19 protein-coding genes are annotated in these 20,191 nt (G+C 32.4%); 9 read left to right on the forward strand and 10 right to left on the reverse strand.

Features of this window, described 5'->3' with window-relative positions; all coding sequences use genetic code 11:
- Positions 1 to 176 precede the first annotated feature (176 nt).
- Entirely contained in the window at positions 177 to 698 is a 522-nt protein-coding gene (locus QLQ96_RS17185; RefSeq protein ID WP_482492028.1) for a hypothetical protein, read from the forward strand.
- Between the two features lie 119 nt (positions 699 to 817).
- Here the strand turns inward: QLQ96_RS17185 and QLQ96_RS17190 are convergent, their stop codons facing one another.
- From QLQ96_RS17190 to menD, 7 genes are all read right to left on the reverse strand, one after another.
- Complete coding sequence (locus QLQ96_RS17190; protein ID WP_482492029.1) at positions 818 to 1,849, reverse strand: o-succinylbenzoate synthase; 1,032 nt, start codon at positions 1,847 to 1,849, stop codon at positions 818 to 820.
- 75 nt (positions 1,850 to 1,924) lie between these two features.
- Positions 1,925 to 3,124 carry a tetratricopeptide repeat protein gene (locus QLQ96_RS17195; RefSeq protein ID WP_482496975.1) on the reverse strand — a complete coding sequence of 400 codons (1,200 nt, stop codon included), beginning with the start codon at positions 3,122 to 3,124 and terminating at the stop codon, positions 1,925 to 1,927.
- A 203-nt stretch (positions 3,125 to 3,327) separates the two neighbouring features.
- On the reverse strand, positions 3,328 to 4,005 hold the full coding sequence (locus QLQ96_RS17200; protein WP_482492030.1) for a metal-dependent hydrolase: 678 nt from the start codon (positions 4,003 to 4,005) through the stop codon (positions 3,328 to 3,330).
- A 29-nt stretch (positions 4,006 to 4,034) separates the two neighbouring features.
- Positions 4,035 to 4,997 (reverse strand): 1,4-dihydroxy-2-naphthoate octaprenyltransferase, encoded by a 963-nt coding sequence (menA, locus tag QLQ96_RS17205; RefSeq protein WP_482492032.1) that lies wholly within the window; start codon positions 4,995 to 4,997, stop codon positions 4,035 to 4,037.
- Between the two features lie 110 nt (positions 4,998 to 5,107).
- Complete coding sequence (locus tag QLQ96_RS17210) at positions 5,108 to 5,941, reverse strand: 1,4-dihydroxy-2-naphthoyl-CoA synthase (RefSeq protein ID WP_070908004.1); 834 nt, start codon at positions 5,939 to 5,941, stop codon at positions 5,108 to 5,110.
- Between the two features lie 737 nt (positions 5,942 to 6,678).
- Positions 6,679 to 7,533: a CvfB family protein gene (locus QLQ96_RS17215; RefSeq protein WP_482492034.1), complete on the reverse strand. Its 855-nt coding sequence runs from the start codon at positions 7,531 to 7,533 to the stop codon at positions 6,679 to 6,681.
- A 173-nt stretch (positions 7,534 to 7,706) separates the two neighbouring features.
- Positions 7,707 to 9,368 carry a 2-succinyl-5-enolpyruvyl-6-hydroxy-3-cyclohexene-1-carboxylic-acid synthase gene (menD, locus tag QLQ96_RS17220; protein WP_482492036.1) on the reverse strand — a complete coding sequence of 554 codons (1,662 nt, stop codon included), beginning with the start codon at positions 9,366 to 9,368 and terminating at the stop codon, positions 7,707 to 7,709.
- Between the two features lie 177 nt (positions 9,369 to 9,545).
- Between menD and QLQ96_RS17225 the strand changes: the two genes are divergently transcribed.
- On the forward strand, positions 9,546 to 10,721 hold the full coding sequence (locus QLQ96_RS17225) for a thioredoxin family protein (protein WP_482492037.1): 1,176 nt from the start codon (positions 9,546 to 9,548) through the stop codon (positions 10,719 to 10,721).
- 15 nt (positions 10,722 to 10,736) lie between these two features.
- Positions 10,737 to 11,234: a GNAT family N-acetyltransferase gene (locus tag QLQ96_RS17230; RefSeq protein ID WP_482492039.1), complete on the forward strand. Its 498-nt coding sequence runs from the start codon at positions 10,737 to 10,739 to the stop codon at positions 11,232 to 11,234.
- Between the two features lie 131 nt (positions 11,235 to 11,365).
- On the opposite strand, the gene QLQ96_RS17235 is transcribed toward QLQ96_RS17230, so the two are convergent.
- Together QLQ96_RS17235 and QLQ96_RS17240 are read right to left on the reverse strand one after the other, a co-directional pair.
- On the reverse strand, positions 11,366 to 11,953 hold the full coding sequence (locus tag QLQ96_RS17235) for a glutathione peroxidase (RefSeq protein ID WP_482492041.1): 588 nt from the start codon (positions 11,951 to 11,953) through the stop codon (positions 11,366 to 11,368).
- Positions 11,954 to 12,303: 350 nt separating this feature from the next.
- Positions 12,304 to 12,429 carry a hypothetical protein gene (locus tag QLQ96_RS17240; protein ID WP_482492042.1) on the reverse strand — a complete coding sequence of 42 codons (126 nt, stop codon included), beginning with the start codon at positions 12,427 to 12,429 and terminating at the stop codon, positions 12,304 to 12,306.
- Between the two features lie 270 nt (positions 12,430 to 12,699).
- Between QLQ96_RS17240 and QLQ96_RS17245 the strand changes: the two genes are divergently transcribed.
- From QLQ96_RS17245 to QLQ96_RS17260, 4 genes are all read left to right on the forward strand, one after another.
- Positions 12,700 to 13,230, forward strand: a complete 531-nt coding sequence (locus QLQ96_RS17245; RefSeq protein WP_482492043.1) for an RNA polymerase sigma factor — start codon at positions 12,700 to 12,702, stop codon at positions 13,228 to 13,230.
- A complete protein-coding gene (locus tag QLQ96_RS17250) occupies positions 13,230 to 14,018 on the forward strand; it encodes an anti-sigma factor (RefSeq protein ID WP_482492044.1) in 789 nt (262 codons plus the stop codon). Before QLQ96_RS17245 ends, QLQ96_RS17250 begins: the two co-directional genes overlap by 1 nt.
- 86 nt (positions 14,019 to 14,104) lie before the next feature.
- Complete coding sequence (locus QLQ96_RS17255; protein WP_482492046.1) at positions 14,105 to 14,491, forward strand: DoxX family protein; 387 nt, start codon at positions 14,105 to 14,107, stop codon at positions 14,489 to 14,491.
- 19 nt (positions 14,492 to 14,510) lie between these two features.
- Positions 14,511 to 15,245: a DUF3667 domain-containing protein gene (locus tag QLQ96_RS17260; protein WP_482492048.1), complete on the forward strand. Its 735-nt coding sequence runs from the start codon at positions 14,511 to 14,513 to the stop codon at positions 15,243 to 15,245.
- 80 nt (positions 15,246 to 15,325) lie between these two features.
- Here QLQ96_RS17260 and QLQ96_RS17265 read toward each other — a convergent pair whose 3' ends face one another.
- Positions 15,326 to 18,553 carry a cytochrome c biogenesis protein gene (locus QLQ96_RS17265; protein WP_482492050.1) on the reverse strand — a complete coding sequence of 1,076 codons (3,228 nt, stop codon included), beginning with the start codon at positions 18,551 to 18,553 and terminating at the stop codon, positions 15,326 to 15,328.
- A 286-nt stretch (positions 18,554 to 18,839) separates the two neighbouring features.
- On the opposite strand from QLQ96_RS17265, the gene QLQ96_RS17270 reads away from it, so the two are divergent.
- Positions 18,840 to 19,601: a Rossmann-like and DUF2520 domain-containing protein gene (locus QLQ96_RS17270; protein WP_482492051.1), complete on the forward strand. Its 762-nt coding sequence runs from the start codon at positions 18,840 to 18,842 to the stop codon at positions 19,599 to 19,601.
- Positions 19,585 to 20,112, forward strand: a complete 528-nt coding sequence (locus QLQ96_RS17275) for a KdsC family phosphatase (RefSeq protein ID WP_482492053.1) — start codon at positions 19,585 to 19,587, stop codon at positions 20,110 to 20,112. Before QLQ96_RS17270 ends, QLQ96_RS17275 begins: the two co-directional genes overlap by 17 nt.
- The last annotated feature ends 79 nt before the right edge of the window (positions 20,113 to 20,191 follow it).

The raw sequence follows: 20,191 nt of genomic DNA on the forward strand, positions 1-20,191 counted from the left end.
TTCGTTTCCTTTATTAAAAACATGAAGCATCAAAATAACTGATTGTTAACATCTTGTAATTATTATTTTAAGTAATTTTGAGAGTTTCTACTCCTCATTAAACATCTAGTTATGAGTACAAAACATATTTATCATAACTTAAATTACTACGATTTAAATTCTAAAATACAACGATCATGAATGTACCTTATGTAATACCAATAGCGCTAGGTGTAATCTGCGGCATTTTAGGTTACATACTAGGAAAAATCAATTCTAAGAATGATAATGCTCTTTCAACATCACTACAGTCCGATTTAGATGTTTGTAGAGCACATACAAAAAATTTGAATACAAGAATTTTAAAACTAGAAGCAGAGCTTGCAATAAAAAATAAAGTATCACTTCCTGTAATAATTCCTTTTGAACCTCAATTGGCTTCTAATGTTTTAGGTAAAAAAATAAAGGAAAATGACTTAAAAATAGTGGAAGGAATTGGTCCGAAAATAGAATCTTTATTTATTAAAGCTGGAATAAAAACATGGCAAAATCTTTCTCAGACATCGACAGATAAACTACAGTCAATTTTGGATGCGGGTGGAGAAAACTACGCCATGCATAATCCAAGCACTTGGGCGAGACAAGCATTAATGGCTTATCAAGGAAAATGGTTGGAATTAAAAGATTGGCAAGATAGTTTGTTGGGCGGGAAAGAGTGAGGAAAAAAGACGCTAAGGTTCTAAGATACTGAGATACTAAGATTTTAATCTTGTGTGTTAAAGTTGATCAAATCCCAACTTTTAGCTTTTAAGACTCAGGATCTTAGAATCTCAGAAACTTAAAAACTTGACCATTTCCTAGAAGTATTATACCAAAGCTGGCCATTTTTTACTTCAAGCGGGCAATCTATATTATTAGTATATAAAGCTCCAGTTCCTAAACCTTGTGGCATATCTGAATTTAAGGTGAATGTCCATTGCGCAATCGCGTTCAGTCCGATATTGCTCTCTAGTGCCGAAGTAATCCACCAACAAATATTATATTTTTCTGCTAAAGTGATCCATTCTTGCGTGCCACGAAATCCGCCAATAAAACTTGGTTTTAAAATAATATACTGAGGTTTGATTTCTTGGAGCAATTTTTCTTTTTCTTCTAATGAAAACACACCAATCAGTTCTTCGTCTAAAGCAATTGGAAATGGAGTTTGTTTGCAGAGTTCAGCCATTTCTAGAACTTGACCTTTTTTAATTGGCTGTTCTATGCTATGAAGTTGAAATTGATTTAATTGTTTCAATTTATCTAAAGCTTCTATTGAAGAAAAAGCACCGTTTGCATCTACTCTGATTTCTATTTCTTCTGGAGAAAAATGGCTTCTGATAAATTGTAATAATTCTAATTCTTTATTGAAATCAATAGCCCCTATTTTAAGTTTTATACAGTTAAAACCATCTGCTAATTTCTCTTCTATTTGCTGTTTCATAAAAGCAGCTTCCCCCATCCAGACCAATCCGTTTATGAGGATTGAACTTGAATTATTAGTGAAATCTGATGGAAATAAAATATATGGATTCTCACTTTTAAGAGATAAAAAAGCCATTTCTAAACCAAATTGGATAGAAGGAAATTCTAATAATGCTTCCCAAAGTGCCGTTTCTCCTAAATGAATATTATCACATGCCCATTTCAATTTTTCTTCGTAATCTGGGCGATCATCTGCACTTAAACCTCGAAGTATTCCGCACTCGCCTATTCCTTTTTTGCCATTTTCTTCTAGAGTTATAAACCAAGTTTCTTTCTCGGTCATAATTCCTCTAGAAGTTCCTGACGGACGTTTAAATTCTAGTAAATATTTTTGATAAGATGCGTTCATTTTTTTAAGGTTCTGAGATGCTAAGGTACTGAGGTGCTAAGTTTTTTTTAAAAGCCTTTAAAAAGCACTTCGCTCTTAGTTATATAGTTTTAAGATTTTTTCAAAATCTTTTGATGGCAATCCTGCTTTTTCAAAAGCTTGAAAATCTAGTTTTGTTTTTTCAATCCAACTTAAACTATCGGTTACATTTTGAGTTTGATACTTTTTGTAAATGGCTTTAGCAGCGCTATAATCGTCGGTAACCAAATAAGTGTGTGCTAAATTTAATTTTACCAATAATTCTGTATCATCCAATTTCTCACCTTCTTGAAGCACTTTTAACGCTTTTGCGTATTGTTTGGTCAATATATAGCAATAGCCTAACGAATTGTAATCTAATGCAGTTGCTTTTCCTTCGCTAACAATTGTATTCAATTTTGGAATTGCTTCGTTATATTTTTGAATTTTGATTAAAGAGGCTATTTGTGTTCTTAAATCGTTGAATACGTTTTTAGATATATCCGCATCTTGGTAACAGCTGTTTCCGAAATCTTTATAGACTTTTGTTTTTTCGACAGCTAATAATTTTTGAAACTCATCATAGCGATATTGCTTCATAATTTTATTTAAAATGCAAACGCAGAAATCATCTGAATTGGCCATTTTTTGTGCCATTGTAGAAGTTTTGCAGAGACTTATAATTTCATTTTTGTTATCCTGATTCCAGCCGCGGCTTAGTTTTGTGTCTACCCAAGGCACCACTTCTAAAACCACTTTCTGACTCAAAATCCAGTTTTTGCTTTCAAAGCCAAACCAAATTGTACTGATATTTTCTTTTAAGCAAGAAGATTTGTTCACAGATAGACGTTTAGCATCTTTGCTTACTGGTTCTGCTTGAGAATAGCAAGCTTTATCGATTTTACCATCTGAAACATATTTTTTTGCAATTTCATCGGATGTAAAAATCGAATAGGTACATTCATCATCGCCTGAAATTTTTGACATCAGGAAAACGGCTCCTGCAGATCCTTGACTTATACCTGTCGGATCTGGAATAGCTTTTAATACAGACACCAAACTATTGGCCATTTCTTGGTTTTTGTCTAAAAGTGTGATTCTGTATACAATTTCTGTAGTTCCAACGGGCAAATCTTCTGTTGGTATAGAAATTCTATCGCGTGCAGGAACCATAATTTCTTTGGTTGTTGCTCGCTCTTTATCCCAATAACCATCTTTTTGCGAAAATGCATTAAAGGAAACGGTAATAAGTAATGATAAAATTATTTTGAAAGTTATACTGCGTGATGATGCTTTAAGTGCCACGGATTTTACAGATTAAAATGATTTTTTTCTTTAAAAACTCAAAATTCAAATAACATAGATTATGCCAAATAACTTTCTTATGGAATCGAGTGCCCTAGCCCCGATAGAGGCGGTATCCTTTTTAAGGCAATTTTTCTTTGCCTTAAAAAGATATAGCCGAAAGCGGGATTAGCTCCTTATAATTCAATAGATTCTCCGATTGGTAAAAGCATTAAATCTTTTCCTTTATCGAAAAATTTGCGAATTGCTTCATCGTGATTGATTTCGATATAACCAAAAGTATCGTAGTGATATCCTAAAACTTTATCGCACTCTACAAAATCTGAAGCAATAATAGCGTCTTCAACATCCATTGTAAAGTTATTTCCGATTGGAAGAATTGCTAAGTCTAATTTTGTGCGAAGCGGAATTAATTTCATATCGTAAGTCAAAGCAGTATCTCCAGCGATGTAAATATTTTTATGCTCGCCTTCGATGACAAAACCTCCAGGATTTCCTCCGTAAGAACCGTCAGGAAAGCTGCTTGAGTGAATTGCGTTTACATATTTTACTTTTCCGAAATCAAATTTCCAGCTTCCACCGTGATTCATTGGGTGAGAATTGAATCCTTTTGCAGCATAATAATCTGCAATTTCAGCATTTGAAACGATAACAGCTTTTGTATTTTGAGCAATTGCTTCAACGTCTAACACGTGGTCGGCGTGTGCGTGTGTGAGCAAAATATAATCAGCTTTTATTGTGCTAAGATTGATTGTTGCTGCTTGCGGATTCCCAGTAATAAATGGATCCACAATGATATGTTTTCCTCCTACCTCAATTCCTAATGAAGCGTGCCCGTAGTATGTGATTTTCATTTTGTTGCCTATTTAAGTTTAACGTTGTTTTATCTTCCTCCTAAAAAGAGGTTTACAATAATGTCTGAAATCAGCGAAATCATACACACCGTAAGTAATACAGAAAGCAAGAATGTGCTTAATGCCAGTTTTTTCAATTCTGGATCCAATAATTTTGGGTCTTGATTTTTGTAAACTGTGATTAAATGTTTTGTCAACGGAATATATGCTAACAAAAACAAGTATTGGTCAAAGTTATAATCGCTTAAAATGGCGAAAATAACCACCAAAAGCATTGCGCCACCAATCAAAGTATAATGGTATATTTTAGCTTTTTCAGCTCCCATTTGTACTACAATAGTGTTTTTGCCTGCTTTTTTATCTGATTCTTGATCGCGCATATTATTTAGGTTTAAAACCCCAACGCTCAATAATCCGATTGCTACAGCCGGAAGAATTAAAAGCGGATCAACCTCTTTTGCGTACAAAAAGTTTACGCCTAAAGTACTTACTAATCCGAAGAAAATAAAGACGAATAAATCTCCAAATCCTCTGTATCCATAAGCGGAATTACCAACTGTGTAGCGAATTGCAGAAACAATAGCTGCGATTCCTAGCAATAGGAAAAAGATTGAATACCCAAAATTGTCCTTTCCGAAAGAAAAATAAATTAATATGATTGCAGACAATAAAGTTAAAAGTGAAGTAATAATAATGGCTTTTTTCATTGCCTGAGGCGTAATAACACCGCTCTGAATAGCGCGTTGTGGCCCTACTCGATCTGCATTATCAGTACCTTTTACTCCATCACCGTAATCGTTTGCAAAATTGGATAAAACCTGTAATCCTAATGTTGTCAATAGAGCAAAACCAAAAACTTTCCAACTGAATACTTCTGTTGGAGTGTTGATAGTTTCTGTTGGATTTGACAAAGCATAAATACTTCCAACTATAATTCCGGAAACTGATAAAGGTAATGTGCGCAGTCTTGCGGCTTCAATCCAATGTTTCATTATTTATTATTTTAGATTTTAGAGTGTAGATTTTAGATTTATTTTTAATTCTGATTTTTAGATTGCTTGAATATCAAATCTTAAATCTAAAATCAGAAATCTACATTTTATTATGGTAACCACTTATTTTCACCGAAGTTTGGTTTTCTTTTTTCTAAGAAAGCGTTTCTTCCTTCTTTAGCTTCTTCGGTCATGTAAGCTAAACGAGTTGCTTCTCCTGCAAAAACTTGCTGTCCGACCATTCCGTCGTCTGTTAAGTTCATTGCAAATTTCAGCATTTTTATAGATGTTGGTGATTTTTGAAGAATTTCCTGCGCCCATTCGTAAGCAGTCGCTTCTAACTCATCGTGTGGAATTACAGCATTTACCATTCCCATATCCATAGCTTCTTGAGCTGAATAATTTCTACCTAAAAAAAAGATTTCACGAGCTTTTTTCTGACCTACCATTTTAGCCAAATATGCTGATCCGTAACCACCATCAAAGCTTGTTACGTCTGCATCAGTTTGTTTAAAAATAGCATGTTCTTTGCTCGCAAGCGTCATGTCGCAAACTACGTGCAAACTGTGTCCGCCTCCTACAGCCCAACCCGGAACTACAGCAATAACGACTTTAGGCATAAAGCGAATTAAACGCTGTACTTCTAAAATATTTAAACGGTGCTGACCATCATCTCCAACATATCCTTGATGTCCGCGTGCATTTTGATCTCCACCACTGCAGAAAGAGTAAACTCCGTCTTTTGTTGAAGGTCCTTCAGCAGAAAGTAAAACAACTCCTATTGAAGTATCTTCTTGCGCATCGTAAAAAGCTTGGTATAATTCTGAAGTAGTTTTAGGACGGAATGCATTCCTAACATTTGGTCTGTTAAAGGCTATTCTCGCTACTCCATTGCATTTTTTATAAGTTATATCTTCAAATTCTCTGGCTGTAATCCAATCCATTTCGATTTTTTGTTTTAATAATTATACGGTAAAAATAAATCATTTTTACTAGTTTACCTACTCAATCGGTCTTAAGTCTTTACTAATATGGCTTCAAATGTTAACAATTAGCATTTCCTTACAAAAAATAACATTTTTTAACATTAGTTTAGAAAAATAATAATTAATTTTACAGCCTAGAAATCAATTAGATACAAATTATTTCTAAGATTTCAGATTGATTTTCTTTCACTGATTTATTAACCTAAAAAATGATTTTTTTGAGAAAATTTAAAAAATTTGTCGCTCATTTTTTTAGGGTTTTAAGTAATAAACCTCAATTAAAAGAGCAAATGATTTATGTGTTTGTCGAAACTTCAAAAAGAAAAAAGTAACACCTAAGGTTAAATGTTAGAATTGTCTATTAATTAGTATAGGAATGATAACGAAAAGAGGAAAAAAGTACTAATTCACCACTTTCTAAAAGTTATTTATAAAACCAATGGATGAGCCGTGAAATTCTTTTTTTGCTTTTAAGATAGATACATTGATTGTTTAAAAGACATACCGTCAATAGAACGATTTCAAAAATACGTAAGGCTATTGTTCTGAGATGGATTCGAATTATTTTATTTCTGTTTTTTTTTAATTACAATTTTTTTTAAAACTGAATAAAAAGCGAAAGGCTGCCTGTAATGGGCAGCCTTTCGTGTTATACTAATTTTGCTAAAGCAAATAAATTTCGAATTTTTAGATTTTTAATCTTTAACCAGATAAATTCCGTCTTCTTTAATTTCAATCAGTTTTTCTTTGTATAAAGATCCAATTGCTTTTTTGAATGATTTTTTACTCATTTTCAAAACAGTTTTAATGTCTTCAGGATGAGAATTATCGTTTAAACGAAGAAATCCTCTGCTGGCTCTTAATTCGCTTAATATTTTTTCTGCATTTGGTTCAATGCTTTCAAAACCTTGAACTTGAAGCGCAACATCAATTTTGTTATCTGGGCGGATGTTTTTGATATAACCGCGTAATCTGTTTCCAGTTCTAATCGAATCATCATAAACTTCGTCTTTGTACAAAAGGCCTTTGTGACGCTCGTTTATAATTACATTGATCCCCATATCGGTAATATGAGAAACAATTAAATCAACTTCTTCTCCAGTTTCAACCGTTAATTGATCGTTACTCAAAAACTGATTTGTTTTACTTGAAGCCACCAAACGATTGGTTTGTTTATCTAAATATAAATAAACTAAATAGCGTTTTCCTTTTTCCATCGGGCGCGCTTGTTCTTTAAACGGAACGAGAATATCTTTTTCCATTCCCCAGTCCATAAATGCACCAACATTATTGATGTAATTTACTCTCAAAAGAGCAAATTCATTCAATAAAATGTACGGAACCAAAGTAGTTGCAACTGGTCGCTGTTCGTGGTCTAAGTAAACAAAAACGATTAATTCTTCTCCAATTTCAAATACTTTTGGGACATATTTGTTTGGAAGCAAAACATCGTGAACTCCATCTGGATCATTATCAGGGTCTCCTAAAAACAAACCAACTTTGGTGTCACGTAATATAGTTAAGGTATTGTATTTTCCTATTTCTAGCATTTTAATATATTTCTAAGCAGTCGAACTGCTAAGTTTCTGAGGCGCAAAGGTACGAAGTTTGAAGCCGTACAAAGAAATTAATTTAACAAAACTTAATTTGTAGGTAAAAATTAAAAAATCCTTTTATTTATAAATGTTATAAAGGGATTTTAGATTATGGCGATTTATACTTTTTAATATAAGTATTTGAAATACTGCTTCAAAACCTTATCATTTTCAAATGTTGGCGTAAAAACTTCTAAAATGCAAGGAGCTTCATTTGAATTATATAAAGACTGAATTCCGTTTTCTAATGACTCGATATCTAGCGCTGTGAAATAATTAAATCCGTACATTTTTGCCAAATGCTCAGCAGTCAATTTATGTGATGTTTCAAAATAAGTGTTAAAAACAGGTTTTTCTTGGTGTCCAGGCAAGATTCTAAAGATTCCTCCTCCTCCATTATTAATCAAAATAATTTTGAAGTTCTTAGGAATATAAGAGTTCCACAACGCATTGCTGTCGTACAGAAAGCCTATATCTCCTGTAATAAAAACGGTTTGTTTTTCGTTTCCAACTGCTGCGCCAATTGCTGTAGAAGTACTTCCATCGATTCCGCTTGTTCCTCGATTACAAAAAACTTCGATAGAATCATCGATGTCAATTAATTGAGCATAACGAATGGCAGAACTATTGCTAATTTGCAACATACTGTTTTTAGGCAGTGATTCGATTACTTTTTCGAAAACTTTAAAATCTGAAAATTCAATTTTACTTAAATAATCTGTTCTTCTTTCTAATCTTGTTTTGTAAACCGTATCAATATTATTGAAATAATTACTTTTTACAAAAGATGTTTTTGAAAACAAATCTTTAAAGAAATCATTAGGCTGCATTTCAAAATGCTTTGTCAATGCTTCAAATGTATCATAAGCTCTCAAAGTATCAATATGCCAATGATGATTTGGCTTGTATTTTCTCAAAAATCCTTTAATTCTTTTTGAAACCACCATTCCTCCAAAAGTAATTAATACTTCAGGATTAAACTTCTTAAAATCAAAATCATCGAAAGGAGTAATTAAAGTATCTATTGAATTAATAAAACTCTCGTTATGAAGGTTTGAAGTCGTTTCTGTAAGCACTACAACTGACGGATCTGAAGCTAGATTTTCGATAATTTCTTGATCAATAGTATTCGCTTCATTTACTCCAACCAAAACTAATTTACGCTTTGCATTATTCCAAATAGAAACAAATTCTTCACTATTTTCTATAGTTTTTGGAAAATTGTCAGGTTGTAGATTTGTGACTTTTGACTTTACCGAAAGTTCTTCTGTCGTTTCATATAAAGGTTCTTCAAAAGGTGCATTGATATGAACTGGGCCTTTTTTCTGAATGGCCGTTTCAATAGCCAAATTGATTTTCAAATCATTTTCTTCAGATGCTTCTTCGGTTAAATTGGCATTAAAAACAGAATGATTAGCAAAAACATTTTCCTGACGAATCGTTTGTCCGTCGCCAATGTCAATTTTACTTTGCGGACGATCTGCAGAAATTACAATCATTGGAATTTGGCTGTAAAATGCTTCTGCAAGAGCCGGATAATAATTTAATAAAGCTGATCCTGAAGTGCAAACAATTGCAGTTGGCTGTTTGGTTTGCTGTGCAATTCCTAAAGCAAAAAAAGCGGCACATCGCTCGTCTGCAATACTGTAACAGGTAAAATTTGGATTTTGAGCAAATCCGATAGTTAAAGGTGCATTTCTAGATCCTGGAGAAATTATTATATTAACAATGCCTTTGGCAGATAAAATTTCGATAATGCTTTGTGCAAGCGCTATTTTGGGGTAAATCATTCCGGTGGTGTATTACTTTTTTCAAAGAAAAATCCTTATTTAATTTTTCTTTATCTTGCTTACAAAGTTACAAACTTCGCACTTGATTTATATTATAATTAGGAATATATTAAGGCTCTTTCTCAAAAAAGAGGATATATTTGTAAAATCGAATAATTAATAAAAGCCAGACCCAATATGCGTTTTTTACTTCTACTTTTTTTATCTGTTACTTTTCAAACCATAACTTGTCAGAATCAATTTGTTCCTGTTGATGTTCCGTACCAAACGGCTTTAGAAAATGCTAAAAAAGAAGGAAAACCGCTTTTTGTTATGCTTTATGCAGATTGGTGCCCGCATTGTAATTTGATGAAAACGGAGGTTTTGAGCGATCCAACAGTTATTGATTTTTTGAACAAGAATTTTGTCTGCACTTATAAAAATATTGATAAAGAAGAAGGAATTGTATTAAAGAATAAATTCAATACCAAATCGCTTCCAACCTTTTTATTTATTGACAGCAATGAAACGCTAATTTATGCTTTGAAAGGCGAAATGAAGAAACCTGAATTTCAGAATGAGCTAAATAATGCTTTAAATCCGAAGATGCAATTGCCTCATTTAGAGAAACAATTTCTTGCCGATCCTAGTAATTCAGATAAATTCTTTTATTATTTAAATACTTTAAGAAAAGGAAAAGACAGAACAGAATTATCAGTGCCAACACATATTTATTTGAACACGCAATCTGACAGACAATTGGTCAGCGAATTGAATTGGCGCGTTATTGCTAACGGAGTTACAGATATTAAATCTAGAGAATTTCAGTATGTTTTAAACCATCAGAAAGAATTTGCTACTGTAGCATCTCAAAGCCGTGTTGACCGTAAAATTGAAAGCATCGTAAACGAGTTGCTTCGTCCTTTGGTTGATAATTTAGACACTGTAAACTATTATAAACAGAGAGAAATTGCCAAATCTATTAGATTACAAAAAACTGATTCTTTGGTTTTTAAATATGATTTAACATTGGCTGAAAGAACTGAAAAATGGAATTTCTATAAAAAAGTTACTCTCGAAGACACTCAGAAATTGGTTTGGAATGATGCAAGTTTCTTAAAAGATATAGGAAATACTTATTTCAAACATATTAAAGACACTGAAAGTTTGAAAAAAGCAATTTCCTGGGTTGATCGTTCTTTAGAATTAAATGATTCTTATGATGGCAACTTGCTTGAAGCTAAGCTTTATAATAAAATAAAAAACAAAAAGAAAGCTTTAGAATATGCCAAAAATGCCAAAGCTATAGCCAAAGAAATGGACTGGAATTCTAAAGAAGTAGACACTTTATTAGCTGAATTGAATACCAAATAACTACAATAATTACCAATGAGCATTATTTTAAGACCTGCAACAACAAACGATTTACAAAAAATTCTAGAAATTGTAAATCATTCCATTTTGCATACTACTGCAAATTATAGCTACGAAACTCAAACTTTAGAAGTTCAGACAAAGTGGTTTGAAGATAAAACAGCAAAAAATCTACCTGTAATTGTAGCTGATTTAGATGGCGAAGTGGTTGGTTTTGGAAGTTATGGGCAATTTAGAGAAAAAATAGGCTATCAATATACTGTAGAACATTCTGTTTATGTGGTTGATAATATTATCGGAAAAGGAATTGGTTCTAAACTTTTGACAGAATTGATTCGTTTAGCAAAAGAACAAGGATATCATGTAATGATTGGCGCAATTGACGCTGATAATGCAGGAAGCATTGCTTTTCATGAAAAATTCGGATTCGTAGCTACTGGAACAATTCGTGAAGTTGGCTACAAATTTGACCATTGGTTAGATTTGGTTTTTATGCAGCTAATTTTAGTTTAACCGCAAAGAACGCCAAGAATTACGCAAAGTTCGCAAAGTATTTAAAAACTCTGTTCCTTTGGCCTTTGTAACTTTGAAACTAAAAAAAAACTCAAATTTTGAATATTCAAAATTTGAGTTTTTTTTATGCTTTAGCTTTTAAGCCAATTAATTACTTCAGGATCTGTTGGTAAAGTTCTTGGTTTAATTACTTTTACTAATTCTCCTTTTTCATTGATAAGGTATTTTTGAAAATTCCATTCTACTTCAGAATCTTGCAAACCGTTTTTCGATTTTTCAGTTAAGAATTTGTAGACATCACACATGTCGCTTCCTTTAACTGAAACTTTGCTCATCATTGGAAAAGAAACTCCGTAATTCTGTTGGCAAAATGATTCGATTTCTTTATTTGATCCTGGTTCTTGAGATGCAAAATTATTTGCTGGGAAACCAACAATTACAAAACCTTTATCTTTATATTCTTTGTAAATAGCTTCTAAATCTTTGTATTGTGGCGTTAACCCGCATTTTGAAGCTGTGTTGACAATCATGACTTTTTTACCTTTCAAAGATGCAAAGTCAAAAGTGTCTCCTGATAGATCTTCTACTTTAAATTGATAAATTGTTTCTTTTGCCATGGCTTTATCTTTTTTAGATAATTTGTTTGTACTGGTTTGAGCATTTAATCCTGTCGCCGACAAAATAGCTGCTCCAAATAGCATCAATAATATTTTTTTCATCTGATAATTTTTTATAAAATTAGCTAAAATCCATTTCACAAAAACTATTTTAAGTCTTTAATTTTTGCCAATCAAAAGTTAAATAAAAAATGAAGCCTAACGTTAATCAGACGTTAGGCTTCTCCCCATACAAACAAATCAAACCATGAATTAATTATTATGCAATCTTTAATAAGTTATAGTTGATGACTCGGTTATTTCGAAAATTTCTTCACCCCCCATATGTCAAACGTCTCTCAAAAAATATTTTAATGGCTTGTATGATATAAATTTAAATGCTAAAACAGTCGCGAGACATATTAAAAAAATCTTCTGTTTTGGAAGTCCGAGTGCATCAACTATATGATATTTTAAATCGTAATATTTATACAGTTTGCCAAAGCATCTTTCAAAAAATCTTTTTCTGTAAAAATGGTCATTGCCAAAACTGCTGTTAGTCCTACTATTAATATTTTTACTATTATTTTGCTATCCATAGGTTTCTTAATAATATTATAACAACAGTTTTTTGAATTTTCTTTGACTATCTGAGATCTTTCTCGTCTTATTAAATACATTTACGTAAGCGGATTGTTTTTGGTTTTAAAAAAAAGCAAAAAAAATGTAATTTTTTTCTGAAGCCTTTGTTTTCTTAGGCTTTAGACTACTAAAAAAAATAAAAAAATCACGAAAAAATAAATTAACTTTATATCAGGTTAACATATAATGCTTCAATTTCTAATATTTAAACTTAAAATTCCTAATTTATGAGTCAAGAAGAACTGTTAGTTTTAATTTACAAAAAGGACGAAAAAGCCTTCACACATTTGTACGACATGTATTCAAAAAGTTTATTTTCTGTCATTCATGTCCTAATTAAAAATCGAGAGGAAGCCGAAGATGTACTTCAGGATGTTTTTGTCAAAATCTGGAAAAACATTGACTCGTACAACGAAAGTAAAGGACGATTTTACACTTGGATCTTAAATATTGCTCGAAATACGTCTATTGATAAACTTCGTTCTAAAGATTATAATAACGGTCAAAAAAACCTTTCTTCAGATAATTTCGTAAATCTCTTAGACGAGAGCAATAAATTGAGCCATAAACTAGATGCAATCGGAATTCAGGAATTTGTAAAAAAACTGAAACCAAAATGTATCGAAATAATCAATTTACTGTTCTTTAAAGGATACACCCAGCAAGAAGCTTCAGAAGAATTGGCAATGCCACTGGGGACTATAAAAACGCAAAACAGAAACTGTATTAACGATTTACGTAATTATTTGAAAATATAATGGAAGCACAAGAATATATAGAATCAGGAATTTTAGAGCTGTACGTTTATGGCTTATTAAGCGAAAAAGAAAATCTAGAAATTGCCGAACTAGCTAGAAAGAATCCTGAAGTAGATCAGGAAATCATTTCGATAGAAAAGGCTATCATTGCACTTTCGTCGAGCTTCTCTCCTTTCCATTCGGTGGAAAATTTTGAAAAAATTAAAGCTCGTCTGGAATTGAAACATGGAAAAGTAGTTGAGATGAAACCTGCTTCAAACTGGTCGCAGTATGTGGGTTGGGCAGCAGCAGTACTTTTACTCTTAGGTTTAGGATACCAAACTTTAGAATTAACAAAAACAAAAGAAGCGATTTCTACTGTTGGAACTGAGAAAAACAAAATAGAAAGAGAATTTGCTTATTTAGGAGAGCAGAATAAGGAGATTCAGAAAAACTTAAACATTGTAAGAGATATTAAAAACACAGGCGTAACTCTTGGAGGTCAAGCTGTGTCTCCAAAATCTTTCGCAAAAGTATACTGGAATCAAGAAACTAAAACGACTTATATTGATGCTGCTGGTTTGCCAGCTCCGCCAAAAGGAATGGTGTATCAAGTTTGGTCTTTAAAATTAAGTCCGGTTCTTACACCGACAAGCATTGGTTTATTGGATAATTTTGAAGGAAATTCTCAGAAAATCTTTGCTGTAAGCCAAACCGATTCTGCAGAAGCATTTGGAATTACGTTGGAACCAGCCGGAGGAAGCCTTACTCCAACAATGACACAGCTTTACACTTTAGGAAAAGTTTAAAAAATAGCCTTTTATAGAAAACCAAAACGCATGTTAAATTTAATATGCGTTTTTTTATTATTTTTAATTGAACAAAAAAACAAATCATGTCGGGAATTTTTCTTTTAAGAATAGCAGTTGCCATAATACTTCTCACCCATTCTGTTTTTGGAATGTTCAACAATGGCATTAATGATTTTGGAAATTTATTTCTAAACCATATCGGTTTTGCTCCTTTTGGCGTATTTCTGGCTTGGAGCATCAAATTATCTCATGTTGCAGCAGCAATTCTTCTTATCAGTAATAAATATGTAAAAGTAGCTGGATTTGTAACGATTTTCATTCTCATTATGGGAATTATTTTAGTTCATTTTAAAGACGGCTGGTTTGTAGTTGGCGGAGGAAGAAATGGTGTTGAATACAATTTTCTTTTGATCATTGTTTTGTTTGCAATAATGTACCCAAACGGTTTTCAAAAAAGTAAAAAATACTAATCTTTAAATTCATTTAGAAATGGAAATAATGTGCAAAAACTGCGGTCAGATTTTTAAAGGTCATTATTGCAATAATTGTGGCCAGTCTGCAGAAACGCACAAAATAAATGCTCATTTTTTATGGCATGATATTCAGCATGGTTTATTGCATTTTGACAAAGGAATTTTATATTCGCTAAAACAACTATTTACTCGCCCAGGAAATTCTGTTCGTGAATTTATAGAAGGAAAAAGAGTTCACCATTTCAAACCTTTGTCTTTAGTTGTGCTTCTGGCAACACTTTATGGCGTTTCCTATCATTACTTTCATATCAACATGTTTCCTAAGCCAGACAGTAAATCAATAGATTATTATGAATTTAACGAATGGATGGCTACCCATTATTCTTGGATAATCATTGCAACAATTCCAATTTACACTATTGGAACTTATGTTGTTTTTAGAAAACAAGGTTACAATTATTTTGAGTTTTTTGTATTAAATACTTTCAAAGCATCGCAGCGTCTTTTTGTCCAGCTTTTGACGTTTCCAATACTACTCTATTTAAACGGTACGCCACATATTCAAAAATTTTCTTCTGCAACTTATATTATTGGGCTAATATTGATTTTTTGGACTAATATTCAGTTCTTCAATAAAATATCAAGAACAAAGGCCTTCTTCTTAAGTATTTTAAGTCATATACTATTTTTGATTTGTTTCTTTATAATTGTAATAATAGTGTTTGCTATTTTAGGAAAATTACCTGAATAAAAAATAAACAAATCGTATAAAAAAAAGGTTCGACATTACGTCGAACCCTTTCTATTTGAATTAATAAGTATCGTGAATTATTATTTCTTTACTTTTTTAGTTTTATAGTATTTGTGGTACTTTGGATAAGTGATAGCTCCAATTACAGTAATTGTAATCAAGCAATAGTAAATCCAGCTTAATGAATGCGCTTCTCCGCTTGCGTAAGAGTGTAAACCTACTAAGTGGAAGTTTACTCCATAATATGTAAACAAGATTGAAACAAAAGCATACATCGTCATTAAGTTAAAGAACCATTTCCCTCTTAAAGCTGGTACAAAACGAGCGTGAATTACAAAAGCATAAATCATGATCGAAATTAAAGCCCAAGTTTCTTTTGGGTCCCATCCCCAGTAACGTCCCCAACTTTCATTTGCCCATTGACCTCCAAGGAAGTTTCCAATAGTCAACATGATAAGACCAATTGTAACCGCCATTTCGTTAATATAACTTACTTCTTTAATATGTAAATCCATTTTAGCTTTGTTTTTATCATTCGTAAAGAAAATCAATATCAAAGCAACAAAACCTAAAATCATTCCTAAAGCAGTTGGACCATAACTTGCAACAATTACTGCCACGTGAATCATTAGCCAATAAGAATTCAAAACAGGCTGTAAGTTTGCGATTTCTGGATCAACCCAATTTAGATTTGAAGCCATGAAAATCATAGAGGTTACAAAAGCAGCTGAAGCTACCGTTAGTTTTGATTTTCTATGGAAAGCCAATCCGAAGAACATCGTTGACCAAGCTACATAAACGATAGACTCGTACGCATTACTCCAAGGTGCGTGACCAGAAATATACCAGCGTGCAATTAAAGCAAGAGTATGCAATGCAAATATTAATCCTATTAATATATGGAAACCATTTACTGTTATACGCAAGAACTTTTTATCAAAGAAAATATTGAATAATGTAAAAATCAGCATTAGAATTCCTGCCATAGAATACCAATAAGTCATCTTTGGTAAAACATCATAAGTATTATAAGCAACTTCAAGATCAATTTTTTGTTCACTTGGTCGTACTTTAGCTCCAAATTTCTTTTGGAATCCATTTATACTTTCTACCAACTGATCTGCTGTATCCCAGTTTTTAGAAATTGAACCGTTGTTTAATGCACTAAAATATAGTGGAAGGATTTGTCCCACATAAGTAGAATCCATTCCTTTAAAACCAGCATTATCACGTTCTAGATAAGAAACCCATTTATTATTTGAATCGTTTGGAATAGGGAAAATTTTCAAGATCCTTCCACTTAATGCAGATTCCATTATATTTACTTTTTTATCTGTTTCAATAAAGTCTTTCTCAAACTGATTTGGATTTGCTGCTTTATAAGCTGCATCTAAATAAGGAGAAAGCTTATAATTTCCTTGTTCATCAAAGAATTTTACAAATGGCGCATATTTATCTTTTGAATCAATTCCGATAATTTTACGAATACTATCGTTTCCTGATTTTATATAAATTATTGGAACTTGAATCCAAACCTGTGCGTATTGCGTCATAGATAAGAAAACCTGATCAGAATTCATTCCATTATAATGATCATCATGACTTACTTTACGAAGTAATTCAGATGAAAACGTATTAATCGGCTTCATTCTTCCTCCAGCATCCTGAATAATCAAACGACCAAATTTTGCTGCGTGTGATTCTGGCGCTTTATAGATATTCAATAAAGAATCTATTTGTTTCTTACTCGGTGCAGCTGTAACGTGATTAGCATGATCATTTGGATCTGCACTGTGATTATGCTCGTGTTCGTGAACATGCCCCGGAGTATGAACATGTGGCGCTTCTTGAGCAAATCCATTTAAACCAATCAATAAAAATAAAATAGTGATTAGCTTATCTTTTTTCTTCTGAATCGCTTCTAATTTCTTTTTCAAATCGCCAAAACGAGAATGCTTAGTAAACATAATTGCCATTAAACCAATGTATAAAAGAAAATAACCCAAGTAAGTAATATTAGTTCCCCAAAAATCATGATTTACAGACAAAACAGTTCCTTTTTCGTCTGGATCAAATGAAGATTGGAAGAAACGGAATCCTTTATAATCTAAAACGTTATTCATAAAAATATCTGCATCAAAAGTTTCTGTAGAATCCTGAACAGTCACTTTACTTTTGTATGAAGAATAACTTTTTTCTGTACCAGGATATTTCTCTGCAATAAAATCATTTAAACGAATTTTAAATGGTAAAACATATGCTTTACTTCCGAAGAATAAAGAATATTCTATATTACCAATTTTAACCGTTTTAGCTTCTCCAACTTGACCTTTGTTACCAAAAACCATTACTTCTTTTTCTTGCCCTTCGGCTTTAACTTTAACAACCAAAGCATCTGTATGAGATTTAGCTTTAAAGTCATTATTAGATTCATAATCCACTTTTCCTTTTAATGGTGGCTCTGGGAAAACAATTCTAATATCTCCAATGCTGTACAAAGAACGCATCATTAAAGGCTGTACGTTATCTTTAGTAACTTTTCCTTTAAACTGATCTGCCATTCGCATAAACTCACCTTCAAAAGGAGTTTGAATAGTATATTCTTTACCAGTTGTATTGATGTTAATTGCTCCGTCAGTAGGCTTATTTAAAGCGAATAAAACGTTGTGAATGTTCTGAACTTCACCTTCTTTTAGGTAATGTTCTTCACGTCCGCCTGCTCCTGCTTCAACTAATTTTAAATATAAAATTCCGTTTGGATCTGGTTTTACAACTTCTTTAGCTCCCATGATGTAATTTGAATACGTAATTTCAAAAGGAGTTTCATCAAATTTTCCCGAAAGAGAAAAATCATTGTTAGTCACAGGAGAAAGCAACAGATTTTTCTCGAAAACTCTACGTTTCATTTCGCCTTTATATTCACCGTCTACAAAAACAGTCAAGAATGTTTTATCTGAATAAACTTGATTTTCTGCTGCGCCTTCGCGAATTGGCATCATTCCTTCGTAACTAATATAACGAGTAATAAAAGCTCCTAAAATGATAAAAACAAAGGCAAGGTGAAGTAAAAGAGTTGCCCATTTTTCTTTTTTATGCAGTTGGTATTTTTTGATATTTCCGAAGAAATTAATCATAAAGATGGCCATAATTGCCTCAAACCACCATGTATTGTAAATTAGTATTCTAGCTGTATCGGTATTGTATTTACTTTCGATAAAAGTTCCAACACCCATTGCAATTGCGAATGTTAAAAAAAGAACAGCCATTAAACGTGTAGAAAACAAAAAAGAGAATATTTTTTTATCCATTTCTTAGGGATTACATTGTATAAAAGTGCGACAAAAGTACTTAAAAATGTTGATTAGCAGGCTCTGGCTTTTGTTAATAAAAACCAAAAATAAAGACTAATTTTCAAACAAATTCACAATATAGGAAGTTTAAACTTACAAAATAAATAAGTTTTTATTAAACAATGATTTTTATCAAAAAAGTGTTATAATTCAAACAAAAAAATGAACAATAAAAACTTCGAAAAACCATTATCAATAATCGATAGGCTCTTAACATTAAAAAAATAATACTAATTTTGCTTTCATGATTCAGATAACAATAATCGGTTCCGGCAATGTTGCGCAGCATTTGATAAAGGCTTTTTCTGCGAGCAAAATTGTTGAAATAAAACAGGTTTTTTCGCGAAAGAAAGAAGCTTTACTTCATTTAATTGATTCTGAAAAGATTGTAACAGATTTTCAAGAATTGGAACCATCAGATTTGCACATTATTTCGGTTTCAGATAATGCGATTACAGAAGCTTCAGATCAGATTCCTTTTAATAATCAATTGGTTGTTCATACTTCAGGAACATCTTCAATAGAACTTTTAAATCCGAAAAATCGTCGTGGCGTTTTTTATCCGCTTCAGACATTTTCAAAAAACAAAACATTAGATTATTCTGTTGTACCCTTCTGCTTAGAAGCAGAAAACACCGCCGATTTCAAGCTTTTGGAAAGCATAGCAAAAAGTGTTTCAACAGCAGTTTATTCCATAAGTTCAGAGCAACGAAAGGCGCTTCATGTAGCGGCTGTTTTTGTTAGCAACTTTACGAATCATTTGTACCAACTTGGGCACGAAATCTGCGAAGAAAACCAAGTTCCATTTGCTGTTTTAAAACCTCTGATTCAAGAAACAGCAGACAAAATCAATACGCTTGATCCTATTGATGCACAAACGGGTCCAGCAATTCGTCACGATTCTAATACAACCAATGCGCACTTGGCCTTTTTACAAGACGAAAACAAAAAAAATATCTATAAAATCCTAACACAATCTATACAGCATAATGGCAAAAAGTTATAAAGAAATAATGAATGACATCACAACGTTTGTTTTTGATGTAGATGGCGTACTTACAGACGGTTCTGTTTTTGTAACCAATGAAGGCGAAATGTTAAGAACAATGAATATTCGTGATGGTTATGCAATGAAAGCAGCCATTGAAAGCGGTTATCATGTATGCATTATTTCTGGAGGAAGCAATGAAGGTGTTCGCGTTCGTCTTCGCAATTTAGGCGTTAATGACATTCATTTAGGAACTCCTGATAAAGTGAAAACCTTTACAGCTTACTGCGAAACTAACAATATCAAACCAGAAAATGTATTATACATGGGAGACGATATTCCAGATTTTCATGTTATGAAATTGGTAGGACTTCCAACTTGTCCGCAAGACGCAGTTCCCGAAATTAAAACGCTATGTCGATATATCTCACACGTAAAAGGCGGACGCGGCTCAGTAAGAGATGTTATTGAACAAGTGATGAAAGTGCAAGGAAAATGGATGGATTATTTTAACGGAAAACACGATTAGAGTTTTCAGTCGCAGTCACAGTTTTCAGTTAGAAAAAAAACTTAGCCCCTTAGAATCTTAGCCACTCAGAACCTTAAAA

The organism is Flavobacterium sp. B167r (genome assembly GCF_056824315.1).